Consider the following 14,122-nt stretch of genomic DNA (forward strand, 5'->3'; position numbering starts at 1 on the left):
GCAGGTGGGGACGGTGACGTTCGCGGGGATGGGTTGCCAGAGTTCGGCCGGGTCGGTGGTGTCTTCGCCGCACACGGTCTTGTCGCCGTCGGGGATGTGGCCGACGGTCAGGACGCGGCGGGCGGGGCGCGATCAGGGCGGTCATCGGGGGCGCCTTGCTCGGGCTGCGGCTCCGCCGGGGCAGGTCGAGTCGTCGGCGGGCCGGTCGGGGTAGACGGAGTGCGCCATCAGGGTGTTATCGACGCGCACGCGGAGGGAGCGGCGGCCGCAGGCGGCGCAGGTGCTGGTGCGGGGGCGCGGCGAGGCGCGCTTCTTGGCCGGGGCGGGCGCCGGGGTGAGGCCGAGCATGGCCAGGATTTCCGCCAGCTCGGTCTCGTCCCACCTGCGGCGCGCAGCCACCGCGCAGACGAGGTTCTCCACTGCGGTTTCCTCGGCTGCGGTGGGCGGAATGATCGCCATGCCGGCTTGGTTTCCGCGGTCGCGTCCTGTGCGGGATCGACGGCTGGCGGCGGTGGTGATGGCGTCGTTGCGGCGGAGTTCCTGCTGGAGGATCCAAGTGGAGTCGTGGTAGCGCAGTGCTTGCTGGTAGTCGCTCATGCTGCGCTCCTGTTCTGGGTGAGGGTGCGGTGGGCGGCTGCGTAGCGCTGGACAGTGCGGACGCACACGCCGAGGCGGCGGGCGAGCATGTCTTCGTCGTGTTCGCCGGACTGCAGGAGGTCGAGGTAGTCCTCGAGGCGGGCGCGGGTCCGTTCCTGGGATGGGGTCCAGGTGGAGTAGCGCCGCGGGGCGGGCGGTGGCGGCCCGTCGGCTGGGTAGCCGGCGTCGCGCCAGCGGCTGTAGCAGGTTGAGCAGTAGCCGTGGCCGTGGATTTGGCAGTTGCCGCAGTTGATGCAGGGCCTGACGGAGCGGGGGCGGGGCATCAGCGCACCTCCGCCAGCTGCTCGAGGCCGGGCAGGGCCACCATCTCGGGCGCGCGCCGGGCTGACCGGCGCTTCATGGGGGGTACGGCTGCCTGCTCGGAGCACGTGCTCCGACAGGTCCGGTCGGCCAGCCACACCCAGGCGAGGTCGTTGATGCCGCTGAGCACAGGTGAGCGGTGGGCGTGGGGGGCGGCGAAGGTCATGGGTCGCAGCCCCTTGCTCTGGACGACGGCCTCGTATCGCACGTCGCCGGCCGGGTTGCATCGTTCGTGGTCGCCGCGCCGGCAGTCCGTGCTCCTCGGCTTCTGGCAGCCGCAGTCGGTGAAGGTGCCGGGGATGTGCTCGTAGCTGCGAAGCCAGACGGGCGGCCACACGTGCTCGCGGACCCATGCGGCCTGGTCAGGCGTCATGCCGCCACCACCGTCTCAACGGCTGACGCGAGCCCAACCCGGTAGCCGAGCGCTCCCAGATACCGGTGAGCCGTGCGCAGGTGCGTTGTAGGTCCGGCCATACGCTCGACACAGCCCACCGCGGGGAGCTCCACGCCGAGCCGCTCGGCCAGCTCCGACCGAGACACCCCGGCCGCCGTGCGGAACCGGGCGATGTCGGCAAGTTCCTCCCCCTCGGCGACGACCTGGCCGCCATCGAGGGCGACCAGGCGGCGGCCGAGGAGACGGGCGTAGGCAGCGGCATTGCCGATGGTGAGGCGACGCTGGCCGGAGTCCCACAGGCACATGGTGCTGGCGGCTACACCAATCGCTTGGGCGGCGTCCTGCTGACGGATGCCCTGTTCGCGGCGGATTTGGCCGAGCCGCTGGCCGATGCTCAGCACGACGCCACCGCCTGGGGCCAGTTGACCTTGGCGAGCGCGTCCCGCTGCGCCTTCGGCAGGTCGACGATCGGGTGGCCGAGCGCGTCGAGGCCGGCGGCGCGGAGCCACCAGGCGTCGACCTGGTTGTCGTCACGCAGGTCCAGGCCCGTCCTCTGGTAGAGCGCCATGCGCATGTCGGGCTTGGTGGCGTTGCCGCGGCCGGTCGCGTACTTCTTCAGCGTGGCCGGGGGCACGAGCGCGTAGGGGACGCCGAGTTCCATGAGGGCGACCCGGACCGCGCCGTGGACCATGCCGGTGATTCCTGCGCCGTGGGCGTGCTTGGGCAGGTCTTCGATGACGGCGAGTTCGATGGGCTCGCTGTTGATGTAGTCGTAGGCGTCGGCGCGGACGGTGACCATGATGCGGTGTAGGCGCTGGTCTCCGTCGCTGGCCAGGGTGCGCAGGGTGGAGAGTGGCCGGCCGTCCCAGGTGGCGATGCCGGTGGCGGTGAGGGACAGGTCGAGGCCGAGGACGCGGGGTGGGGTGGGGCCCGCCGGGCCCGGGGGAAGGTCGGGCCCGGCGGAGGTGAGGGCGGCGGTCACTGGGCACCGCCGAGGATGGCGCGGGCGACGGCCAGGGCAGCATCGGTCTGCGCGTTCTCCCGGGTGCTGTAGCCCCGCGATGCCTCATACCGAACGACGCCGGACGTGACCTCCAGCAAGGTGGCGAGCGGCTCGGCCAGGGCGGGTGAGGTGAGGGCGATCCAGGCGGCGTCGGCCTCGGTGCTGCCGAGGTCATGACCGCCGTAGTTCTCCTCGTCTCGCGTCGCGTCGTCGAGCACCTGGACGAGCTGGGCGTCGTAGGCGAACGATCCGGGGCCGGTCTGCTCGATGCCGAGGCCGATGACCTCTCCGTTGCCGACCTGCCAGGGGCCGGGGGTGGCGTTGGCGGCAGCCTCGCGGAGCCGGGCGGCGGCGTTGCGGAGTTCTTCAGCGGGGGTCATCAGGCCTCCAGGACGGCGGTGGGAGCCCGGGCGGGCTCGGCGGGGCGGAGGGTGTAGGCGGTGCAGGCCGCCGCCGCCAGGAGGACAGCGACGGCGAGGGCAGCTCCCCAGAGGGATCGGGCTTGGACGGCCCAGATGGCGGTGCCGGCGGCGAGGACCGTGGTGGTGGCGTACAGGTAGGTGGCGATGCTCACCGGGTCCTCCGGCGGATCTTGTCGAGGCCGTCGGCGATGGGCAGCTGGTCGGCGAGGGCGCGGGCTTCGACCATGGCCAGCTCGGCGTCGACGTCGTCCAGGGCGGCGGGGTTCTGGTCGGTCATGGCCGCCTCCGGTCGTCGAGGCGGGTGACGCGGCCGTCGTAGTCGTTCTGGGGGTCGGCCATCTGCTGCAGCGTTGGCCTGGCCGGGCGCGGGAGCGGCGCCAGGAGGAGGTAGGTGAGGAGGGCGACGGAGGCGGCGCCGATGACTGCGAAAGCCCAGAGCAGGAGGTCACCCACGGTCGGCCTCCTGCGCGGGGTGGAGCACGGCGAGGGCCTCGCAGGCCGGGCACTCCTCGTCGTGGTCTGCCGGGCGCTGCTGGCAGGGGCTCAGCTGCGCCTGGTGGGCGGCGCGTTCGCGGCAGGCGGAGGAGTCGAGGTCGTGCTGGACGTCCTCGGTGAGGCGCTCCAGGAGCGCGCGGAGTTCGTCCCGCTCGGCCTCGGCGCGCTCGCGTGCCTGGTGTGGAGTGAGGTTGCCGACCCGCTGGACAATCAGCGCGTACCGTTCCGGCTCGCCCGCCTGGCTGACCTCCATCGACGCAGACGGGTAGGTCACCGGCGTCTCGGTGTAGTTCGGGGCGTCGCCGAGCATCCCCTTGGCGCAGTGCACCCAGAGGGCGGCGAGCTCCCGGGGCGGGATCAGGTCGAGGCTGATCGAGCCGTCCTTGACGGTCAGGCCCTTCATGAGGGTCTGGTCGGCGAGGGCCTCGGCGTCGGCTTGGTCGCGGCGGGCCAGCTCGGCGCGCAGCTGCTCGACCTCACGGCGCAGCCCGGCCGCCTCCCTGTGCGTCCGGTTGGCGCCCGTGCCGGCCTGGCGGGCGGCGGCCTGCGCGTCCCGAACCTGCACCCGCTCGGCCTTGCACAGCCGCTCGTGGGCCTCCGCCCGGGCGATCAGCACCCGGGCCGTCTCCAGCTCGGCCAGCAGGTCTGGCACGTCCGTACGAGCGTGCGCAGCGAACGCCAAGTCCTGCTCAGCGTTCAGGTTGGCGGGCGCTGGCACCAGGACGGCGACGCGCTCCTCACCCGCGCTGATCAACGATGACGGGGTGGGGTCGGAGCGGAAGTCGTACGGCCAGTAGAAGGGGCCGTCGAGCTGCCAGGGGCCTTCGGTAGCGGCCTCGCTGCGGGCTTTGATGGCGGCGAGCTGGTCGCCGGAGAGCGCCATCACGCACCACCGTTCGGGCCGTCGACCAGACGCTGGTCGGCCGCGTCCAGCAGCTCCTGCACCGTCAGCTCCTCGACATGAGCCGAACCGGAGCCCGCGTGCCCGACGAGCTCGGCGTCGGTGGCCGGGCGGACGATGATCGTCTGCTCGGTCAGGGTGTCCTCGCTGTGGATCACGGCGAGGAGGAACACCTCGGCGGCCTCGTCCGCGCCCATGGGCCCGGCCGGACGGTCCTGCCCGACGTACGGGGCGGGCCGGCCGTCGACCAGCACCCGGTAGCGGCAGTCGCTGGTGGCCACGGGCAGGAGCTGCAGGCCGTGGCCGAGGAGGGCGTCCTCGAGGTCGTCGGCGTCGCCGTACGGGTGGGTGGCGGCGGTGGATTCTGTGGCCTGCCAGGCGGTGATGGCGGCGGCGATCTTCTCTCGCTTCGCCTGGTGGTAGTTCACGGGGGTCTGCTCGGGGGTGTTGATGCTCATCGGGTGCCTCCACGGCGAAGAAGGAAGACGCGGGCCGCCAGCACGGCCGCCCAGAAGACGAGTTCGAAGGTCATCGGCCACCGCCCCGGGCCAGAGCCGGACGGGTAATCGCCACGTTGACGACCGGGTGCTCGGCGGCCTCCGCCACCGCTGCGGCCAGGCCACCCCAGCCGGTGTACGAGCCGCGGCGAGCGTGCCGGGCGGACGCTCGGCCGCGGGAGATGGCGCCGCTGCGCCGTTGGCCCCGGCTCACGACTCGCCACCAACGCGCTCGGCGGCCGCCGCGGACAGCACCTTCGTGTCCGAAGAAGGGGTCCGCCGGCACGATTCCCCCGCCAGCTCGAACCCGCCTTCGCTCAGCGGGTGGATGTATGCGTTCTGCTGGCCGTTCCACTGCATCGGCTCTCCGCACCGCTGGCACGTCTCCGCCCCCGCTGTCTGCGGCCACACCGGCTGGTCGGTGGGCAGCAGCGACACCGCGCTGCCCAGCCGCTGCCGGTAGCGGTCCGCGGTCTCGTCGAGGTCGCCGCGCACCGTGTCGAGGGAGGCGAGTTCCCGCCGGATGCGGTCCATGTCGACGAGGAGGTCCGCGCGGGTCTTGTCGAGTCGGCCGAGTTCGCCCTCGACGCGGGTGAGTTCGCCGCGCATGTATTCGGCGGAGCTGGGGGTGAGGGCGGTCTGGGTAAGGTTGTCGTGCACGTTGTTCTCCAGATGTGAGGGGCCCCGGCCAGCACGCCGGGGCCCGGCTTCGTTCAGGGGGTCAGGACCGGCGCCGGCTGGATCGGCCACTCGCCGGAGATCACCGCGTCGGAGTCGCGCTTCTCGCCCGCCTTCGGGCTCCGCAGCCACTCCTGATAGCTGGCGGCCTGCTCTGCCGCCCACCGCTTCTGGTTCACGAACAGGGTCGGCAGATCCACCGCGAGGTCGTCGAACAGATGCCGCTCATCGGAGCGGCCCGACAGACGGGGCCTCTGATGGAGCTGCAGGTGCGCAATCACACCCATCCGCCAGGCGACCCGGGCGGCCACGAGCGCGTCGTAGCGGGCACCGTGCGCGTCCTCATCGGCCCAATCGACCTTGAACACCTGAGCGCACGTCTTGAGAGCGTGGGCGCCCTGCTCCTCGCTGACCCGGCGCCGCCAACGGTCCAGGCGCTTGCTCAGCACGAGCGTGTCGATCGCAAGCAGCACGCCACCGGACCGCGCCGTCAGGTCCGCCAGCGACGGCAGCTCGTAGCGAGCCAGCTCCCGGGCCAGCACGGTCAGGTCGTAGCGGATGTTGTGGCCGACCAGCGGAATGCCCGCGTTGACGGCGTCGGCGACCGCGTTGGCGATGATCCAGACTCCGGCGTCCGCCGGATCGCCGTGCTCGCGCAGGTAAGCGGTGTCGTATCCGTGGATCGCGGTCGCCTCGGCTGGCACCTCCACGCCCGGGTCGACGAGCAGCGGCTTCCGGTCGATCGACTCCAGGCCGCCGCCGACGTAGCCGACGTAGGCCTCGACGATCCGGGCCTCCTCCGGGTCCGGAGCGGTCGTCTCGAGGTCGAACGGGGCGAGTCTTCCGAGATGCCACCCCATCAGGAGGCCTCGCCGTGCTCGTCCGGGGTGTCGTCGACGATGTCGCCGTCGAACACCTCGTCGTCGGGGGCGGCCGGCGGCTGCTCTGCGGGCGGGGCCGCAGAATCCAGGGTGTCGATGACCTGCCCCGCCTCGGCCAGGGTGAGCTCGTTGCGGGAGGCGACCTGGCGGCCGATGACGTCGGCGACGAACGCCAGCGCGGTGTCCCGGTCGGTGATGCCGTGCTCGCGCATGAGGGCGGCCATCTTCTTCTGCTGCGGCTCGCTGATCATCCGCTCCGACTGCGCCGCACCGGCCGCCGCCGCCTGAGCCGCAGGAGCTGCGTTACCGACCGCAGGCGCGCCGCGTGACGTGAGGATCTCCTCCACCGTCACCCGCGGCTTGCCGTCGGCCAGCGCCTGCGCCGTATCGTCGAGTTCCTCGGCGGCGTACGGCATCGCGTACAGCACATCGGAGGCGATCAGGCGGCAGATCTCGCCGGTGGCCCGGGCCACGAGCATGCTCTGCGGCTGCTTTTTCCACTCCGCCTTGGCGGTCAGGCCCATCTGCGCCGCGCGCTGGATGGTCCACTCGACCGTCTGCCACTCCTGATCGCCGGCCCGGCGGCCGCGCATGACGCACCGCTCCGGGCTGGACTGCACCAACTGGACGGAGTGCCCGTGGGACTGGACCAGGCCGCGCATTGCGTGGGCGCGCAGTGCCGGGGTGCCCTGGATGACGTCGATGGAGCGGAGGGTGGCCATCGGCTGCAGGCCGAGCTCCTGCCCGGCGAGGATCGCGGCAGTGACGTCCTCCGGCTTGCCCCGCAGGGAAGAAGGGATGAAGGAGGTCCTCGCCAGCGAGGCGGCGATGTTCGCCGCCTGCTGAACCTCGTAGGCGAACAGCGTCAGCGCGCTGCTCGGCCCGCCGGCCGGAACCACCTCAGCGGGCAGGTTTTCGGGGTGGCCGTTCTGGGTGGCGATCGTCATGAAAACTCCTCGGTGTGGCGGTACTCGGCCCAGGCCGGCGGGGTGATGAGCTGGATCTCGTCGCTGTAGCCGGGCCAGTGGTCGGCCTCGATGCAGTCGCGGTAGATCTTGAGAGCGCGCCGGTTGCGGTCCTCGGCGATGCGCTGGGCGTTCTCGTCGAGCTGGACGACGGTGACGAGGTACGGCGCGGTCTTCTCCTGGAACACGAAGACGAACGCCGCGGTGTCGTCGGCGAGGCCGAGTGCCCGGGCGCCGGCCCTGTACCAGGCGTCCTGCTGGTGGTAGCCGTGGTCGAAGACGGCGCGCTGGAGGTCGGCTGGTGCCGCCGAGCGGCCCGTCGTCTTGTAGTCCGGGATGATCAGCCGACCGGTGCTGGGGTCGGGCAGCCAGTCGAGGCGGGCCCGGCACCAGACGCCGGTCTGCTCGTCCTGCCAGATGAGGGTCTGCTCGGGGCGGCCGTAGGCGGCATCGAACAGGGCGCCAGCGACCCGGTGCTGGCGGAGCGCATCAGCCATGGCGTGCACCTGGTCGTACTCGGCACGCTTTAGAGGGACCGCCCCGGCCGCCCGCGCTTCGGCAACCTCGTCCTTCGCCTTCTTGGTGTCCCACCGCTCGTAGTTGACGAGCCGGAGTTCGGGTCCAGAGCCGAGCACCAGCTTGTGGGCGGCGGTGCCGAGGTCGAACTCCTTCTTCGGGGCGGGCGGGTTGAGCTGTTCATGGCGGAAGATCGCCGGGCAGTTCGGCGGGAGGAGTCGGCGGGCGCCGGTGCTGGACAGGGAGCGGCCGGGGACGGGGTCAGCGTGGTAGACGTGCTCGGGGATGTCATAGACGCCGGCCTCGGTGATGAGTGCGTCCAGGTCGGGGAGGGTGGCGGTCACCGGCTGCCGTCCTTGCGGTAAGCGAGGGAGAGCTGGATGGAGGACTCCAGCAGCTCATCCGGTGTCAGCGCCCGGCTCCCCTTCGGTCCGCCGTGCAGTGGCGCCATGATGATTGGGCCGTCTTCGCCGTTGAGCTGCGCGAACCAGAGCGGACTGAACGGGTTCTCTTCGCTCCACACGTCGCCGGGCTGCGGCGGCCAGTGCCTGGGCGGCTCACCGACGGCCTTTCGCACCCCGGCTGCGACGTACGGCTGGATGTAGCCCTCGGCCTCCATCCCGTCGAGGACGGTGAGCGCGGCGGCGATGCGGTCGTCAACGTCTGCTTCGCTTGGGCGGGTGATGGCGGCCTGGGGCGGCATGTCGAACACGTCGCCGTGCTCATCTGCGATCCGTACTAAGCGGGTCGACGGGTGGTTGACGACGCGGACGCCCTTGATGGCGACGTTGACGATGTCGCCGGCCTTGAAGTGCGTGGTCATGCCTGCTCCTCAGGCTCGTCGTCGGCGGGTTCGTCGGGGAGGTGGCCGTCGTAGTCGGCCTGTTCGTCGCGGTAGGCCTCTTCGTCGGCGGGGTCGAGCGGCGGCTCGTCGGGGTGGCTCATGCGGTCCTCCCGTCGGCGTAGGGGTCGCGGCGGGTGTCGCCGTCGAGTTCGGCCAGGAAGCGGGCGGCGTCGGCCTCATGCCGGGCGGTGGAGGCGCGCCAGGCGGCGACGTGGGCGAGCACGTACGTCTCGAACCACGTCGGCGCCGGCGGACGCGGGTGGCGGGCCGTCACCGGGCACCGTCCTTCAGCTCGCGGGCGACCCGCTCCAGCTCGGCCCGCAGCGCCTCGAGGCGGCGCTTGCCGACGCCCGGCAGGGCGAGCAGGTCGTCGTCTGTCTGCTGTGCGAGGCGGCCCACGGTCGTCAGGCCGGCGTCGGCCAGCGGGTTGAGCACGTGCCAGGTCAGCCGGAGCACGCTCAGGATGGATGTGTCGCCAGGGAGGCGGGTCTGGGCGACGAGGTCGCGGATGCTGGTCACTGGGCACCGCCCTGCGGCTGCTGGCCAGCGGCCTTGCGCCAGGCGTCGAGGTCGGCGTCGTCGTAGCTGGTGCTGGCGACGGGACCGAGGAGCGCGGTCGCGGCGGCCAGGGCGAGCGTCGCGTGGGCATGACCGAGACGAATCCGGTACTCAGCCCTCTGGAAATCGCCGGCGATGTAGAAGCCCTCCGCCTCCTCCAGGTAGTGCTCAGCCAGGCCGTAGTGGTAGGGGCCGATCATCGGGTCCTCCCGGCCTGGCAGCCGCCGGAGATGAGGTCCAACTCGAACCCCAGCGGGACCGTCACCGTGTGAGCGTGGCCATGGGCCTGCACGTCCTGGTAGCGGACACCGACCCCGCCCGGGGTGGGATGAGCGGCCAGGATGCGCACCGGGTGGCCGCCGCACCAGTCGGGGTGGGAGACGAGCATGCGGGCGTGCAGATCAACGGCGACCATCAGCTCTCGCCCCCATCGCACTTGTGGCCGTAGACGATGCGGCGGACATCCGACTCGTTGCAGATCAGGTCGTACGCCATGCCGGTGCGGTAACCGCATGGGGTGTGGATCAGGTGGTGGAGCTCCCACCAGCCGGACCCCCGCTCGGCGTCCCAGTCGTTCGGCAGCCTCATTAGCCCTCACCGCCCTCGGTCTGCTCGGCGGCCTTGGCGAGCTCGGCGTCGACGGCATCGCAGTGGGCGTTCCACGCGGCGATCTCGGCGGCCCACTTCGGGTCGTCCTCCCACTCCGCGCTGGCCGACGTCCGCCGCACGAGGGTGGCGTCCTGGGGAATGCCGCGGTCCTCCTGCCAGGTGCGCAGCACCCGGGCGCGCAGGTCGGCGTCGTTGCGGTCGGCCGGGTCGGCCATGGCCGGGTTGTAGGCGAGAGCCCGCTCGCCGCTCTGGTCGGTGTACATCACCGCGTACTCGGTCATGCGGTCACCGCCTGGGTGGTCTCGCGCGGCCGGGCCGTCACCGGGTCGCCGGCGTCCATCGGCCAGCAGGAGCCGAGCGACCACACCTCACGGCGACCGCAGGCCAGCGCCTCCGCCCGGGTGGGCGGGTTCAGGCGGGTGACCGTCACCTCGACGTCGCCACCGAGGTGCAGCAAGTCGCCGACCTGCAGATCAGCGGCGATACGAATGACCCGCAGGCGGGCCGGGGCATCAGGCTTCTCGGCGGAGAGCAGCGCCGCCACGCGGGCGCGGAGGTCCTCGATCACGGGGGCGGTCACTGGGCCACCCCCTGCGGCCCGGCCAGACGCTCCTGCAGGTAGGCCAGCGCTTCCCGCGCCGACGCCGTCATGCACCTGCCATCCGGTCCGGGCAACTCGCCGGCGTCGATCAGGGCCTGACGCTCCTGCGTGAGGTCCTCAACGGCCTCCGTCGCACGGTGGAACGCGTCCCGCGTCTTGGCGGCGTACTCGCCGGCCTCGTCGGTCGCAGTCACCACCGGGTCGGCGGTCGTGCCGATCAGCGTCGTGTGCTCGGCGGCGACGGTGTTCGCGATGCCCGCGGCGGTGTCGAACACGGCCTGCATCGCCTCGCCCAGGAGGCCGAGCACGACGGCCCGCTCCCCGGGGGTGATGGTCAGGGTCGTCAGCCGCTTCGCGAACGCGGCGAGCTCGACGGCGGTCATCACGGTGACCGAATCGGCGGGGGTGGTGGGTGGGGATTCTGCGAGACTGGTCACGGCTCGCGTCCTTTCTCAGTTCGGGATTGCGGGTCTGCGAGGTCTGGCCCTGCACGGCTGGGCCTCGCGGCATGTCAGGGGGGCTACTCGGCGTCCTGCTCGTGGGACTGCATCCACTCGAGGGCCTTGGACCTGCGGCACTTCAGAACGCGGCCCTGCTTGAAGAAGGGCGGGCCCTGCTTCTTGAGCCGTAGCTCGCGCATGGTGCCGGGTTTGGTGCGGGTGAGTTCGCACACCTCGGGGAAGAGGAGGTACGGGTCCTCCTCGGTGGTGGCGGTCACATCGTCCTCCGTTTCGTTGTCTGAAATTTCGGACGACACGTTGATGAAAAGTTCGCGCATGGGCAGCCCCAGGGCTTCCGCGATGGCCTCGGCGGTGGTTCGCCGGCAACCGCGTCGGCCGGCGACGAGCAAGGCGATGTACTGCTTGGTGAGGCCGACCCGATTGGCCAGCTGCACCGTGTTGTAGCCTGCTTCGCTCATTGCTTCGCTGAGGCGGTTGTGGTCGCGGGGTCGCATCTGGGGGCGTGCTGGCATGTGTGCGTGCTCTCCGTCGGCGTTTTGTTGTCCGAATAATAGGACAGTAGCGCGCATCGGCAGCAGCGTCCAGAGGTTTCCGGCAATGTCCGGCAACTTAGGGGGGCGACGCCTACCAGCCTGGCCTGGTTTACTCTCCACATCCGGTTGTCTCAGGCCGGATGTCGTAGAACACTGACATGACAGTGTGTCGTCCGTTCAGACAGACAAGTAGTCAAGACAGGAGAAGATCAGACCAAGATGACGCCGCCGCAGAGTGGTGGGACTCCCGGCAGCAACAAACCCCTCAGCCGGCTAGTGAAAGAGCACCTTGAGTCCAGCGGGCAGAGCCTGCGGGAACTCGCCGAACGGTGCCATGAGCCCCAGGGTGATCGGACCCTGCTGCACTCCTGGATAGATCAACTCGCGCACGGGCGGATGGCTCGCGCCCCTGAGCTATGGCGTCTACGTGCTCTTGCGGTGGGGATGGGTGTTCCCCTTCGGAAGCTCACGGAGGCGGCCGCGGCGCAGTGGCTGGGTGTCGAGGTGGTCATGGTTCAGGTGGATCCGGAGACACAGGAGGTGGTGACGGTGCCGCGGGAGATGACTCCGGAGCGACGCGCGAAGTTTGTGCGGGCTATGGAGGATTTGGCACGGCAATGGGTCGAGTGAGCCCAGTGTAACAAGTCGGACACAATCCGCTTACTGAGGGGGGGTTTGGGCGTTTCGGACAACAAAACATCGGGGAAAAGGGTAAGAATCGGCCTCCCGGATACCCCAGTACGCGGAGAGGCATATGGCTCACGGCGCTCACAGGATTCCCCCTATTTCTCCCGTCACTGTGTGTCTCGTCGACCCGAGACAGGTGATGTCGGGCCTGGTGAGCGCCATTATCCGACCAACGCGAATTGTTTTCATGATTAGGGATGACGTACTCGTCAGCCCTGAGGTCGTACGTGAGCTAGAGCGTCAAGGAGGTCAGGTGCTGCCGCGCCTGGCCTCTCTCGTCGTGCCAGGACGCCCCTACGCGATCCGCTACTTCCTCGAACGCGACATCCCTGGCGGCCAGATGGTCTACATCGACATGGATGAGGGCCAGACCGACGTATATGTCCGTCCTGGCCTCATGCCGCAGGACGTTGCTGATGAACTGGCGGCCCATTCGACGGCGGCGGTTCCTCAGTTCCCCCTCGTCGCCGCCTACATGTAGGAGGTCGCTGTGGCCGGAAATCAGATTTTGCGCGCGTCATATCCAAAAAGGTGCGGCTGTAAAGATCCCGAAACCGGGAAACCGCTTAACTCCGCATGCCCTGACCTGTCGAAACGCAAGCACGGGACATTCGGATTCGCCACGCGCCTCGACACCACAGCACAGCTCAACCGGCAATTGAAACGGTTCGGCTACGCAACAAAGACCGCCGCCCAGCAAGCATTCGCCCATGTCGCTGATCTGGTGAAGCTCGCCCGCGATGACGAGCGGATGCGCCGCCGGATCGGCGACCTCATCTTCGAGATCAAGCGCGGCCAGGAGCTGCCCGACGTTGAGACCGTACAGCGCCGCCTGCGGATGGGCGTCGAACTCGCCGCCACCACGGCGACGGTCGCCGAGCTCCTGGAGGAGTGGTACGCCTCGAAGCGGGCGAAGAAGGCGTCCTCGCGCCGGTCCTGGCGGCAACACCTGGACCACTACCTGATCCCTCAGCTCGGGACGATCCCCCGCGACCGGCTGCGGGTCACCCAGGTCGACGCGCTGTTCGACACGATCGAGGAGTGGAACGCCGAGATCAGGGCGGCCCGCGCCGAGGAGCGGGCCCCGCACCTGCCTGGGGATGTGCGGCAGCGGCACAAGGTCGTCGGCCTGCGCACCCAGCACCACATCCTGCAGACGCTGCGCAGCGCCTACAACTGGGCCGTGACCCGGCGGATGGGCGTGGAGTGGAACCCCTGCCTCGGCGTCGAGCTGCCGCCCGCCGAGCGGCACGTGGCGCAGGTCTGGTCCCCCGAACAGGTCGCGACGTTCCTGGAGGCGGCCGCCGGCGACCCGCTGGGCCTGCTGTACCGGCTGGCGCTCCTGCGGGGCCTGCGCCGCGGCGAGGCGTGCGGGGTGCGCTGGCCGGACCTCGACCTGGCGGCGGGCCGGATGCGGATCGTGCAGACCGTGCTGCAGCTCGGCGACAGCATCGTCATCGACACGCCGAAGACCGCGGCCGGCCGCCGCACCGTCTCCCTGGACGCTGAGACGGTGCGGCTGCTGGAGGCGCACAGCGAGGCGCAGCGGCGCGAGCGGTTCGCGGCCGGCGGCAGCTACGTCGACCACGGCCTGGTGTTCGCCCGGCCGACCGGTGAGCCGATCTCCCCAGAACGAGTCAGCGAAGGGTTCAAGCGGGTGGCCAGGCAGGCGGGGTTACCGGTGATCCGGTTGCACGACGGCCGGCACACCGCGGCGACGCTCGCGATGGAGGCGGGGCTGGACGTGAAGGTCGTCTCCGACCAGCTGGGGCATGCGAACACCCGGATCACGCACGACCTGTACACGCACGTGCGGCCGGCGGTGCATGACGAGGCGGCCGAGCGGGTGCTGACGCTGGTGCAGGGGCCCGGGGCGAAGCGGCGTGAGGCGTGATCATTTACGCCGTGTTCCCATTCTGTTCCCATCGGGCCTCTGAGCAGGGCGTAGGTGGGGTCCGGCGGGTAGGCCACGGGGTGGGCGAAAAAAGATTTGCCTCGCTCCGACCTGGGTTTGTAGTCTCGGGGCACGCCGAAAGGAGGTGGTCCGAACAATGGTTGATCATAGTTGGGCTAGCGAGGTGGCTGTCCGCTGATGAGGGTTCTGGTTGGTTCTGGCTTCT

The 14,122-nt window shown here is 70.4% G+C and carries 28 protein-coding genes; 2 read left to right on the plus strand and 26 right to left on the minus strand.

All coding sequences use genetic code 11. From position 1 onward, the window contains the following. Positions 1 to 141: 141 nt before the first annotated feature. From ACZ6R6_RS42665 to ACZ6R6_RS42790, 26 genes are all read right to left on the minus strand, one after another. Positions 142 to 597 (minus strand): hypothetical protein, encoded by a 456-nt coding sequence (locus tag ACZ6R6_RS42665; RefSeq protein WP_470102645.1) that lies wholly within the window; start codon positions 595 to 597, stop codon positions 142 to 144. Continuing rightward, positions 594 to 920 carry a hypothetical protein gene (locus ACZ6R6_RS42670; protein ID WP_470102646.1) on the minus strand — a complete coding sequence of 109 codons (327 nt, stop codon included), beginning with the start codon at positions 918 to 920 and terminating at the stop codon, positions 594 to 596. The genes ACZ6R6_RS42665 and ACZ6R6_RS42670 overlap by 4 nt, the downstream gene beginning before the upstream one ends. After that, positions 920 to 1,330 carry a hypothetical protein gene (locus ACZ6R6_RS42675; RefSeq protein WP_470102647.1) on the minus strand — a complete coding sequence of 137 codons (411 nt, stop codon included), beginning with the start codon at positions 1,328 to 1,330 and terminating at the stop codon, positions 920 to 922. The genes ACZ6R6_RS42670 and ACZ6R6_RS42675 overlap by 1 nt, the downstream gene beginning before the upstream one ends. Next, on the minus strand, positions 1,327 to 1,752 hold the full coding sequence (locus tag ACZ6R6_RS42680; protein ID WP_470102648.1) for a helix-turn-helix domain-containing protein: 426 nt from the start codon (positions 1,750 to 1,752) through the stop codon (positions 1,327 to 1,329). Before ACZ6R6_RS42680 ends, ACZ6R6_RS42675 begins: the two co-directional genes overlap by 4 nt. Continuing rightward, on the minus strand, positions 1,746 to 2,333 hold the full coding sequence (locus ACZ6R6_RS42685) for a RuvC family protein (RefSeq protein WP_470102649.1): 588 nt from the start codon (positions 2,331 to 2,333) through the stop codon (positions 1,746 to 1,748). Before ACZ6R6_RS42685 ends, ACZ6R6_RS42680 begins: the two co-directional genes overlap by 7 nt. Continuing rightward, positions 2,330 to 2,734 carry a hypothetical protein gene (locus ACZ6R6_RS42690; protein ID WP_470102650.1) on the minus strand — a complete coding sequence of 135 codons (405 nt, stop codon included), beginning with the start codon at positions 2,732 to 2,734 and terminating at the stop codon, positions 2,330 to 2,332. Before ACZ6R6_RS42690 ends, ACZ6R6_RS42685 begins: the two co-directional genes overlap by 4 nt. Continuing rightward, on the minus strand, positions 2,734 to 2,928 hold the full coding sequence (locus ACZ6R6_RS42695) for a hypothetical protein (protein WP_470102651.1): 195 nt from the start codon (positions 2,926 to 2,928) through the stop codon (positions 2,734 to 2,736). The genes ACZ6R6_RS42690 and ACZ6R6_RS42695 overlap by 1 nt, the downstream gene beginning before the upstream one ends. Next, entirely contained in the window at positions 2,925 to 3,053 is a 129-nt protein-coding gene (locus ACZ6R6_RS42700; RefSeq protein WP_470102652.1) for a hypothetical protein, read from the minus strand. Before ACZ6R6_RS42700 ends, ACZ6R6_RS42695 begins: the two co-directional genes overlap by 4 nt. Further along, the gene (locus ACZ6R6_RS42705) at positions 3,050 to 3,229 is read right to left on the minus strand and encodes a hypothetical protein (protein ID WP_470102653.1); all 180 of its coding nucleotides are present in this window, start codon (positions 3,227 to 3,229) and stop codon (positions 3,050 to 3,052) included. Before ACZ6R6_RS42705 ends, ACZ6R6_RS42700 begins: the two co-directional genes overlap by 4 nt. Further along, the gene (locus tag ACZ6R6_RS42710) at positions 3,222 to 4,154 is read right to left on the minus strand and encodes a hypothetical protein (protein WP_470102654.1); all 933 of its coding nucleotides are present in this window, start codon (positions 4,152 to 4,154) and stop codon (positions 3,222 to 3,224) included. Before ACZ6R6_RS42710 ends, ACZ6R6_RS42705 begins: the two co-directional genes overlap by 8 nt. After that, entirely contained in the window at positions 4,154 to 4,630 is a 477-nt protein-coding gene (locus tag ACZ6R6_RS42715; RefSeq protein WP_470102655.1) for a hypothetical protein, read from the minus strand. The genes ACZ6R6_RS42710 and ACZ6R6_RS42715 overlap by 1 nt, the downstream gene beginning before the upstream one ends. 249 nt (positions 4,631 to 4,879) lie before the next feature. Continuing rightward, positions 4,880 to 5,329 carry a hypothetical protein gene (locus ACZ6R6_RS42720; protein WP_470102656.1) on the minus strand — a complete coding sequence of 150 codons (450 nt, stop codon included), beginning with the start codon at positions 5,327 to 5,329 and terminating at the stop codon, positions 4,880 to 4,882. 53 nt (positions 5,330 to 5,382) lie between these two features. After that, positions 5,383 to 6,207, minus strand: coding sequence for an exonuclease domain-containing protein (locus tag ACZ6R6_RS42725; protein WP_470102657.1), 825 nt, complete (start codon positions 6,205 to 6,207; stop codon positions 5,383 to 5,385). Continuing rightward, positions 6,207 to 7,175, minus strand: a complete 969-nt coding sequence (locus ACZ6R6_RS42730; RefSeq protein WP_470102658.1) for a hypothetical protein — start codon at positions 7,173 to 7,175, stop codon at positions 6,207 to 6,209. Before ACZ6R6_RS42730 ends, ACZ6R6_RS42725 begins: the two co-directional genes overlap by 1 nt. Beyond that, the gene (locus ACZ6R6_RS42735; protein ID WP_470102659.1) at positions 7,172 to 8,053 is read right to left on the minus strand and encodes a PD-(D/E)XK nuclease-like domain-containing protein; all 882 of its coding nucleotides are present in this window, start codon (positions 8,051 to 8,053) and stop codon (positions 7,172 to 7,174) included. The genes ACZ6R6_RS42730 and ACZ6R6_RS42735 overlap by 4 nt, the downstream gene beginning before the upstream one ends. Continuing rightward, positions 8,050 to 8,532: a hypothetical protein gene (locus ACZ6R6_RS42740; RefSeq protein ID WP_470102660.1), complete on the minus strand. Its 483-nt coding sequence runs from the start codon at positions 8,530 to 8,532 to the stop codon at positions 8,050 to 8,052. Before ACZ6R6_RS42740 ends, ACZ6R6_RS42735 begins: the two co-directional genes overlap by 4 nt. After that, positions 8,529 to 8,654, minus strand: coding sequence for a hypothetical protein (locus ACZ6R6_RS42745; RefSeq protein ID WP_470102661.1), 126 nt, complete (start codon positions 8,652 to 8,654; stop codon positions 8,529 to 8,531). Before ACZ6R6_RS42745 ends, ACZ6R6_RS42740 begins: the two co-directional genes overlap by 4 nt. Further along, entirely contained in the window at positions 8,651 to 8,827 is a 177-nt protein-coding gene (locus ACZ6R6_RS42750) for a hypothetical protein (protein ID WP_470102662.1), read from the minus strand. Before ACZ6R6_RS42750 ends, ACZ6R6_RS42745 begins: the two co-directional genes overlap by 4 nt. Further along, positions 8,824 to 9,072, minus strand: a complete 249-nt coding sequence (locus ACZ6R6_RS42755; protein ID WP_470102663.1) for a DNA-directed RNA polymerase subunit alpha C-terminal domain-containing protein — start codon at positions 9,070 to 9,072, stop codon at positions 8,824 to 8,826. Before ACZ6R6_RS42755 ends, ACZ6R6_RS42750 begins: the two co-directional genes overlap by 4 nt. Further along, positions 9,069 to 9,311 carry a hypothetical protein gene (locus ACZ6R6_RS42760; RefSeq protein WP_470102664.1) on the minus strand — a complete coding sequence of 81 codons (243 nt, stop codon included), beginning with the start codon at positions 9,309 to 9,311 and terminating at the stop codon, positions 9,069 to 9,071. The genes ACZ6R6_RS42755 and ACZ6R6_RS42760 overlap by 4 nt, the downstream gene beginning before the upstream one ends. Beyond that, a complete protein-coding gene (locus tag ACZ6R6_RS42765) occupies positions 9,308 to 9,526 on the minus strand; it encodes a hypothetical protein (protein WP_470102665.1) in 219 nt (72 codons plus the stop codon). Before ACZ6R6_RS42765 ends, ACZ6R6_RS42760 begins: the two co-directional genes overlap by 4 nt. Beyond that, positions 9,526 to 9,699 (minus strand): hypothetical protein, encoded by a 174-nt coding sequence (locus ACZ6R6_RS42770; protein WP_470102666.1) that lies wholly within the window; start codon positions 9,697 to 9,699, stop codon positions 9,526 to 9,528. The genes ACZ6R6_RS42765 and ACZ6R6_RS42770 overlap by 1 nt, the downstream gene beginning before the upstream one ends. Then, on the minus strand, positions 9,699 to 10,001 hold the full coding sequence (locus tag ACZ6R6_RS42775) for a hypothetical protein (RefSeq protein WP_470102667.1): 303 nt from the start codon (positions 9,999 to 10,001) through the stop codon (positions 9,699 to 9,701). Before ACZ6R6_RS42775 ends, ACZ6R6_RS42770 begins: the two co-directional genes overlap by 1 nt. Beyond that, on the minus strand, positions 9,998 to 10,300 hold the full coding sequence (locus ACZ6R6_RS42780; protein ID WP_470102668.1) for a hypothetical protein: 303 nt from the start codon (positions 10,298 to 10,300) through the stop codon (positions 9,998 to 10,000). Before ACZ6R6_RS42780 ends, ACZ6R6_RS42775 begins: the two co-directional genes overlap by 4 nt. Next, positions 10,297 to 10,758, minus strand: a complete 462-nt coding sequence (locus ACZ6R6_RS42785) for a hypothetical protein (protein WP_470102669.1) — start codon at positions 10,756 to 10,758, stop codon at positions 10,297 to 10,299. The genes ACZ6R6_RS42780 and ACZ6R6_RS42785 overlap by 4 nt, the downstream gene beginning before the upstream one ends. Positions 10,759 to 10,841: 83 nt before the next feature. Further along, complete coding sequence (locus ACZ6R6_RS42790) at positions 10,842 to 11,276, minus strand: helix-turn-helix transcriptional regulator (protein ID WP_470102670.1); 435 nt, start codon at positions 11,274 to 11,276, stop codon at positions 10,842 to 10,844. Between the two features lie 979 nt (positions 11,277 to 12,255). Between ACZ6R6_RS42790 and ACZ6R6_RS42795 the strand changes: the two genes are divergently transcribed. Further along, complete coding sequence (locus ACZ6R6_RS42795; RefSeq protein ID WP_470102671.1) at positions 12,256 to 12,483, plus strand: hypothetical protein; 228 nt, start codon at positions 12,256 to 12,258, stop codon at positions 12,481 to 12,483. Positions 12,484 to 12,660: 177 nt separating this feature from the next. Next, positions 12,661 to 13,896, plus strand: a complete 1,236-nt coding sequence (locus ACZ6R6_RS42800) for a tyrosine-type recombinase/integrase (protein ID WP_470102672.1) — start codon at positions 12,661 to 12,663, stop codon at positions 13,894 to 13,896. Positions 13,897 to 14,122 lie beyond the last annotated feature (226 nt).

The sequence above is a fragment of the Streptosporangium sp. NPDC048886 genome, assembly GCF_055586905.1.

Excerpts from the sequence above, each read along its gene's own strand:
- ACZ6R6_RS42670 (WP_470102646.1), bottom strand. The coding sequence starts at position 920 with ATGCCCCGCCCCCGCTCCGTCAGGCCCTGCATCAACTGCGGCAACTGC.
- ACZ6R6_RS42690 (WP_470102650.1), bottom strand. The coding sequence starts at position 2,734 with ATGACCCCCGCTGAAGAACTCCGCAACGCCGCCGCCCGGCTCCGCGAG.
- ACZ6R6_RS42730 (WP_470102658.1), bottom strand. The coding sequence starts at position 7,175 with ATGACGATCGCCACCCAGAACGGCCACCCCGAAAACCTGCCCGCTGAG.
- ACZ6R6_RS42790 (WP_470102670.1), bottom strand. The coding sequence starts at position 11,276 with ATGCGACCCCGCGACCACAACCGCCTCAGCGAAGCAATGAGCGAAGCA.
- ACZ6R6_RS42725 (WP_470102657.1), bottom strand. The coding sequence starts at position 6,207 with ATGGGGTGGCATCTCGGAAGACTCGCCCCGTTCGACCTCGAGACGACC.
- ACZ6R6_RS42775 (WP_470102667.1), bottom strand. The coding sequence starts at position 10,001 with ATGACCGAGTACGCGGTGATGTACACCGACCAGAGCGGCGAGCGGGCT.
- ACZ6R6_RS42710 (WP_470102654.1), bottom strand. The coding sequence starts at position 4,154 with ATGGCGCTCTCCGGCGACCAGCTCGCCGCCATCAAAGCCCGCAGCGAG.
- ACZ6R6_RS42665 (WP_470102645.1), bottom strand. The coding sequence starts at position 597 with ATGAGCGACTACCAGCAAGCACTGCGCTACCACGACTCCACTTGGATC.
- ACZ6R6_RS42740 (WP_470102660.1), bottom strand. The coding sequence starts at position 8,532 with ATGACCACGCACTTCAAGGCCGGCGACATCGTCAACGTCGCCATCAAG.
- ACZ6R6_RS42745 (WP_470102661.1), bottom strand. The coding sequence starts at position 8,654 with ATGAGCCACCCCGACGAGCCGCCGCTCGACCCCGCCGACGAAGAGGCC.
- ACZ6R6_RS42765 (WP_470102665.1), bottom strand. The coding sequence starts at position 9,526 with ATGGTCGCCGTTGATCTGCACGCCCGCATGCTCGTCTCCCACCCCGAC.
- ACZ6R6_RS42675 (WP_470102647.1), bottom strand. The coding sequence starts at position 1,330 with ATGACGCCTGACCAGGCCGCATGGGTCCGCGAGCACGTGTGGCCGCCC.
- ACZ6R6_RS42715 (WP_470102655.1), bottom strand. The coding sequence starts at position 4,630 with ATGAGCATCAACACCCCCGAGCAGACCCCCGTGAACTACCACCAGGCG.
- ACZ6R6_RS42770 (WP_470102666.1), bottom strand. The coding sequence starts at position 9,699 with ATGAGGCTGCCGAACGACTGGGACGCCGAGCGGGGGTCCGGCTGGTGG.
- ACZ6R6_RS42700 (WP_470102652.1), bottom strand. The coding sequence starts at position 3,053 with ATGACCGACCAGAACCCCGCCGCCCTGGACGACGTCGACGCCGAGCTG.
- ACZ6R6_RS42760 (WP_470102664.1), bottom strand. The coding sequence starts at position 9,311 with ATGATCGGCCCCTACCACTACGGCCTGGCTGAGCACTACCTGGAGGAG.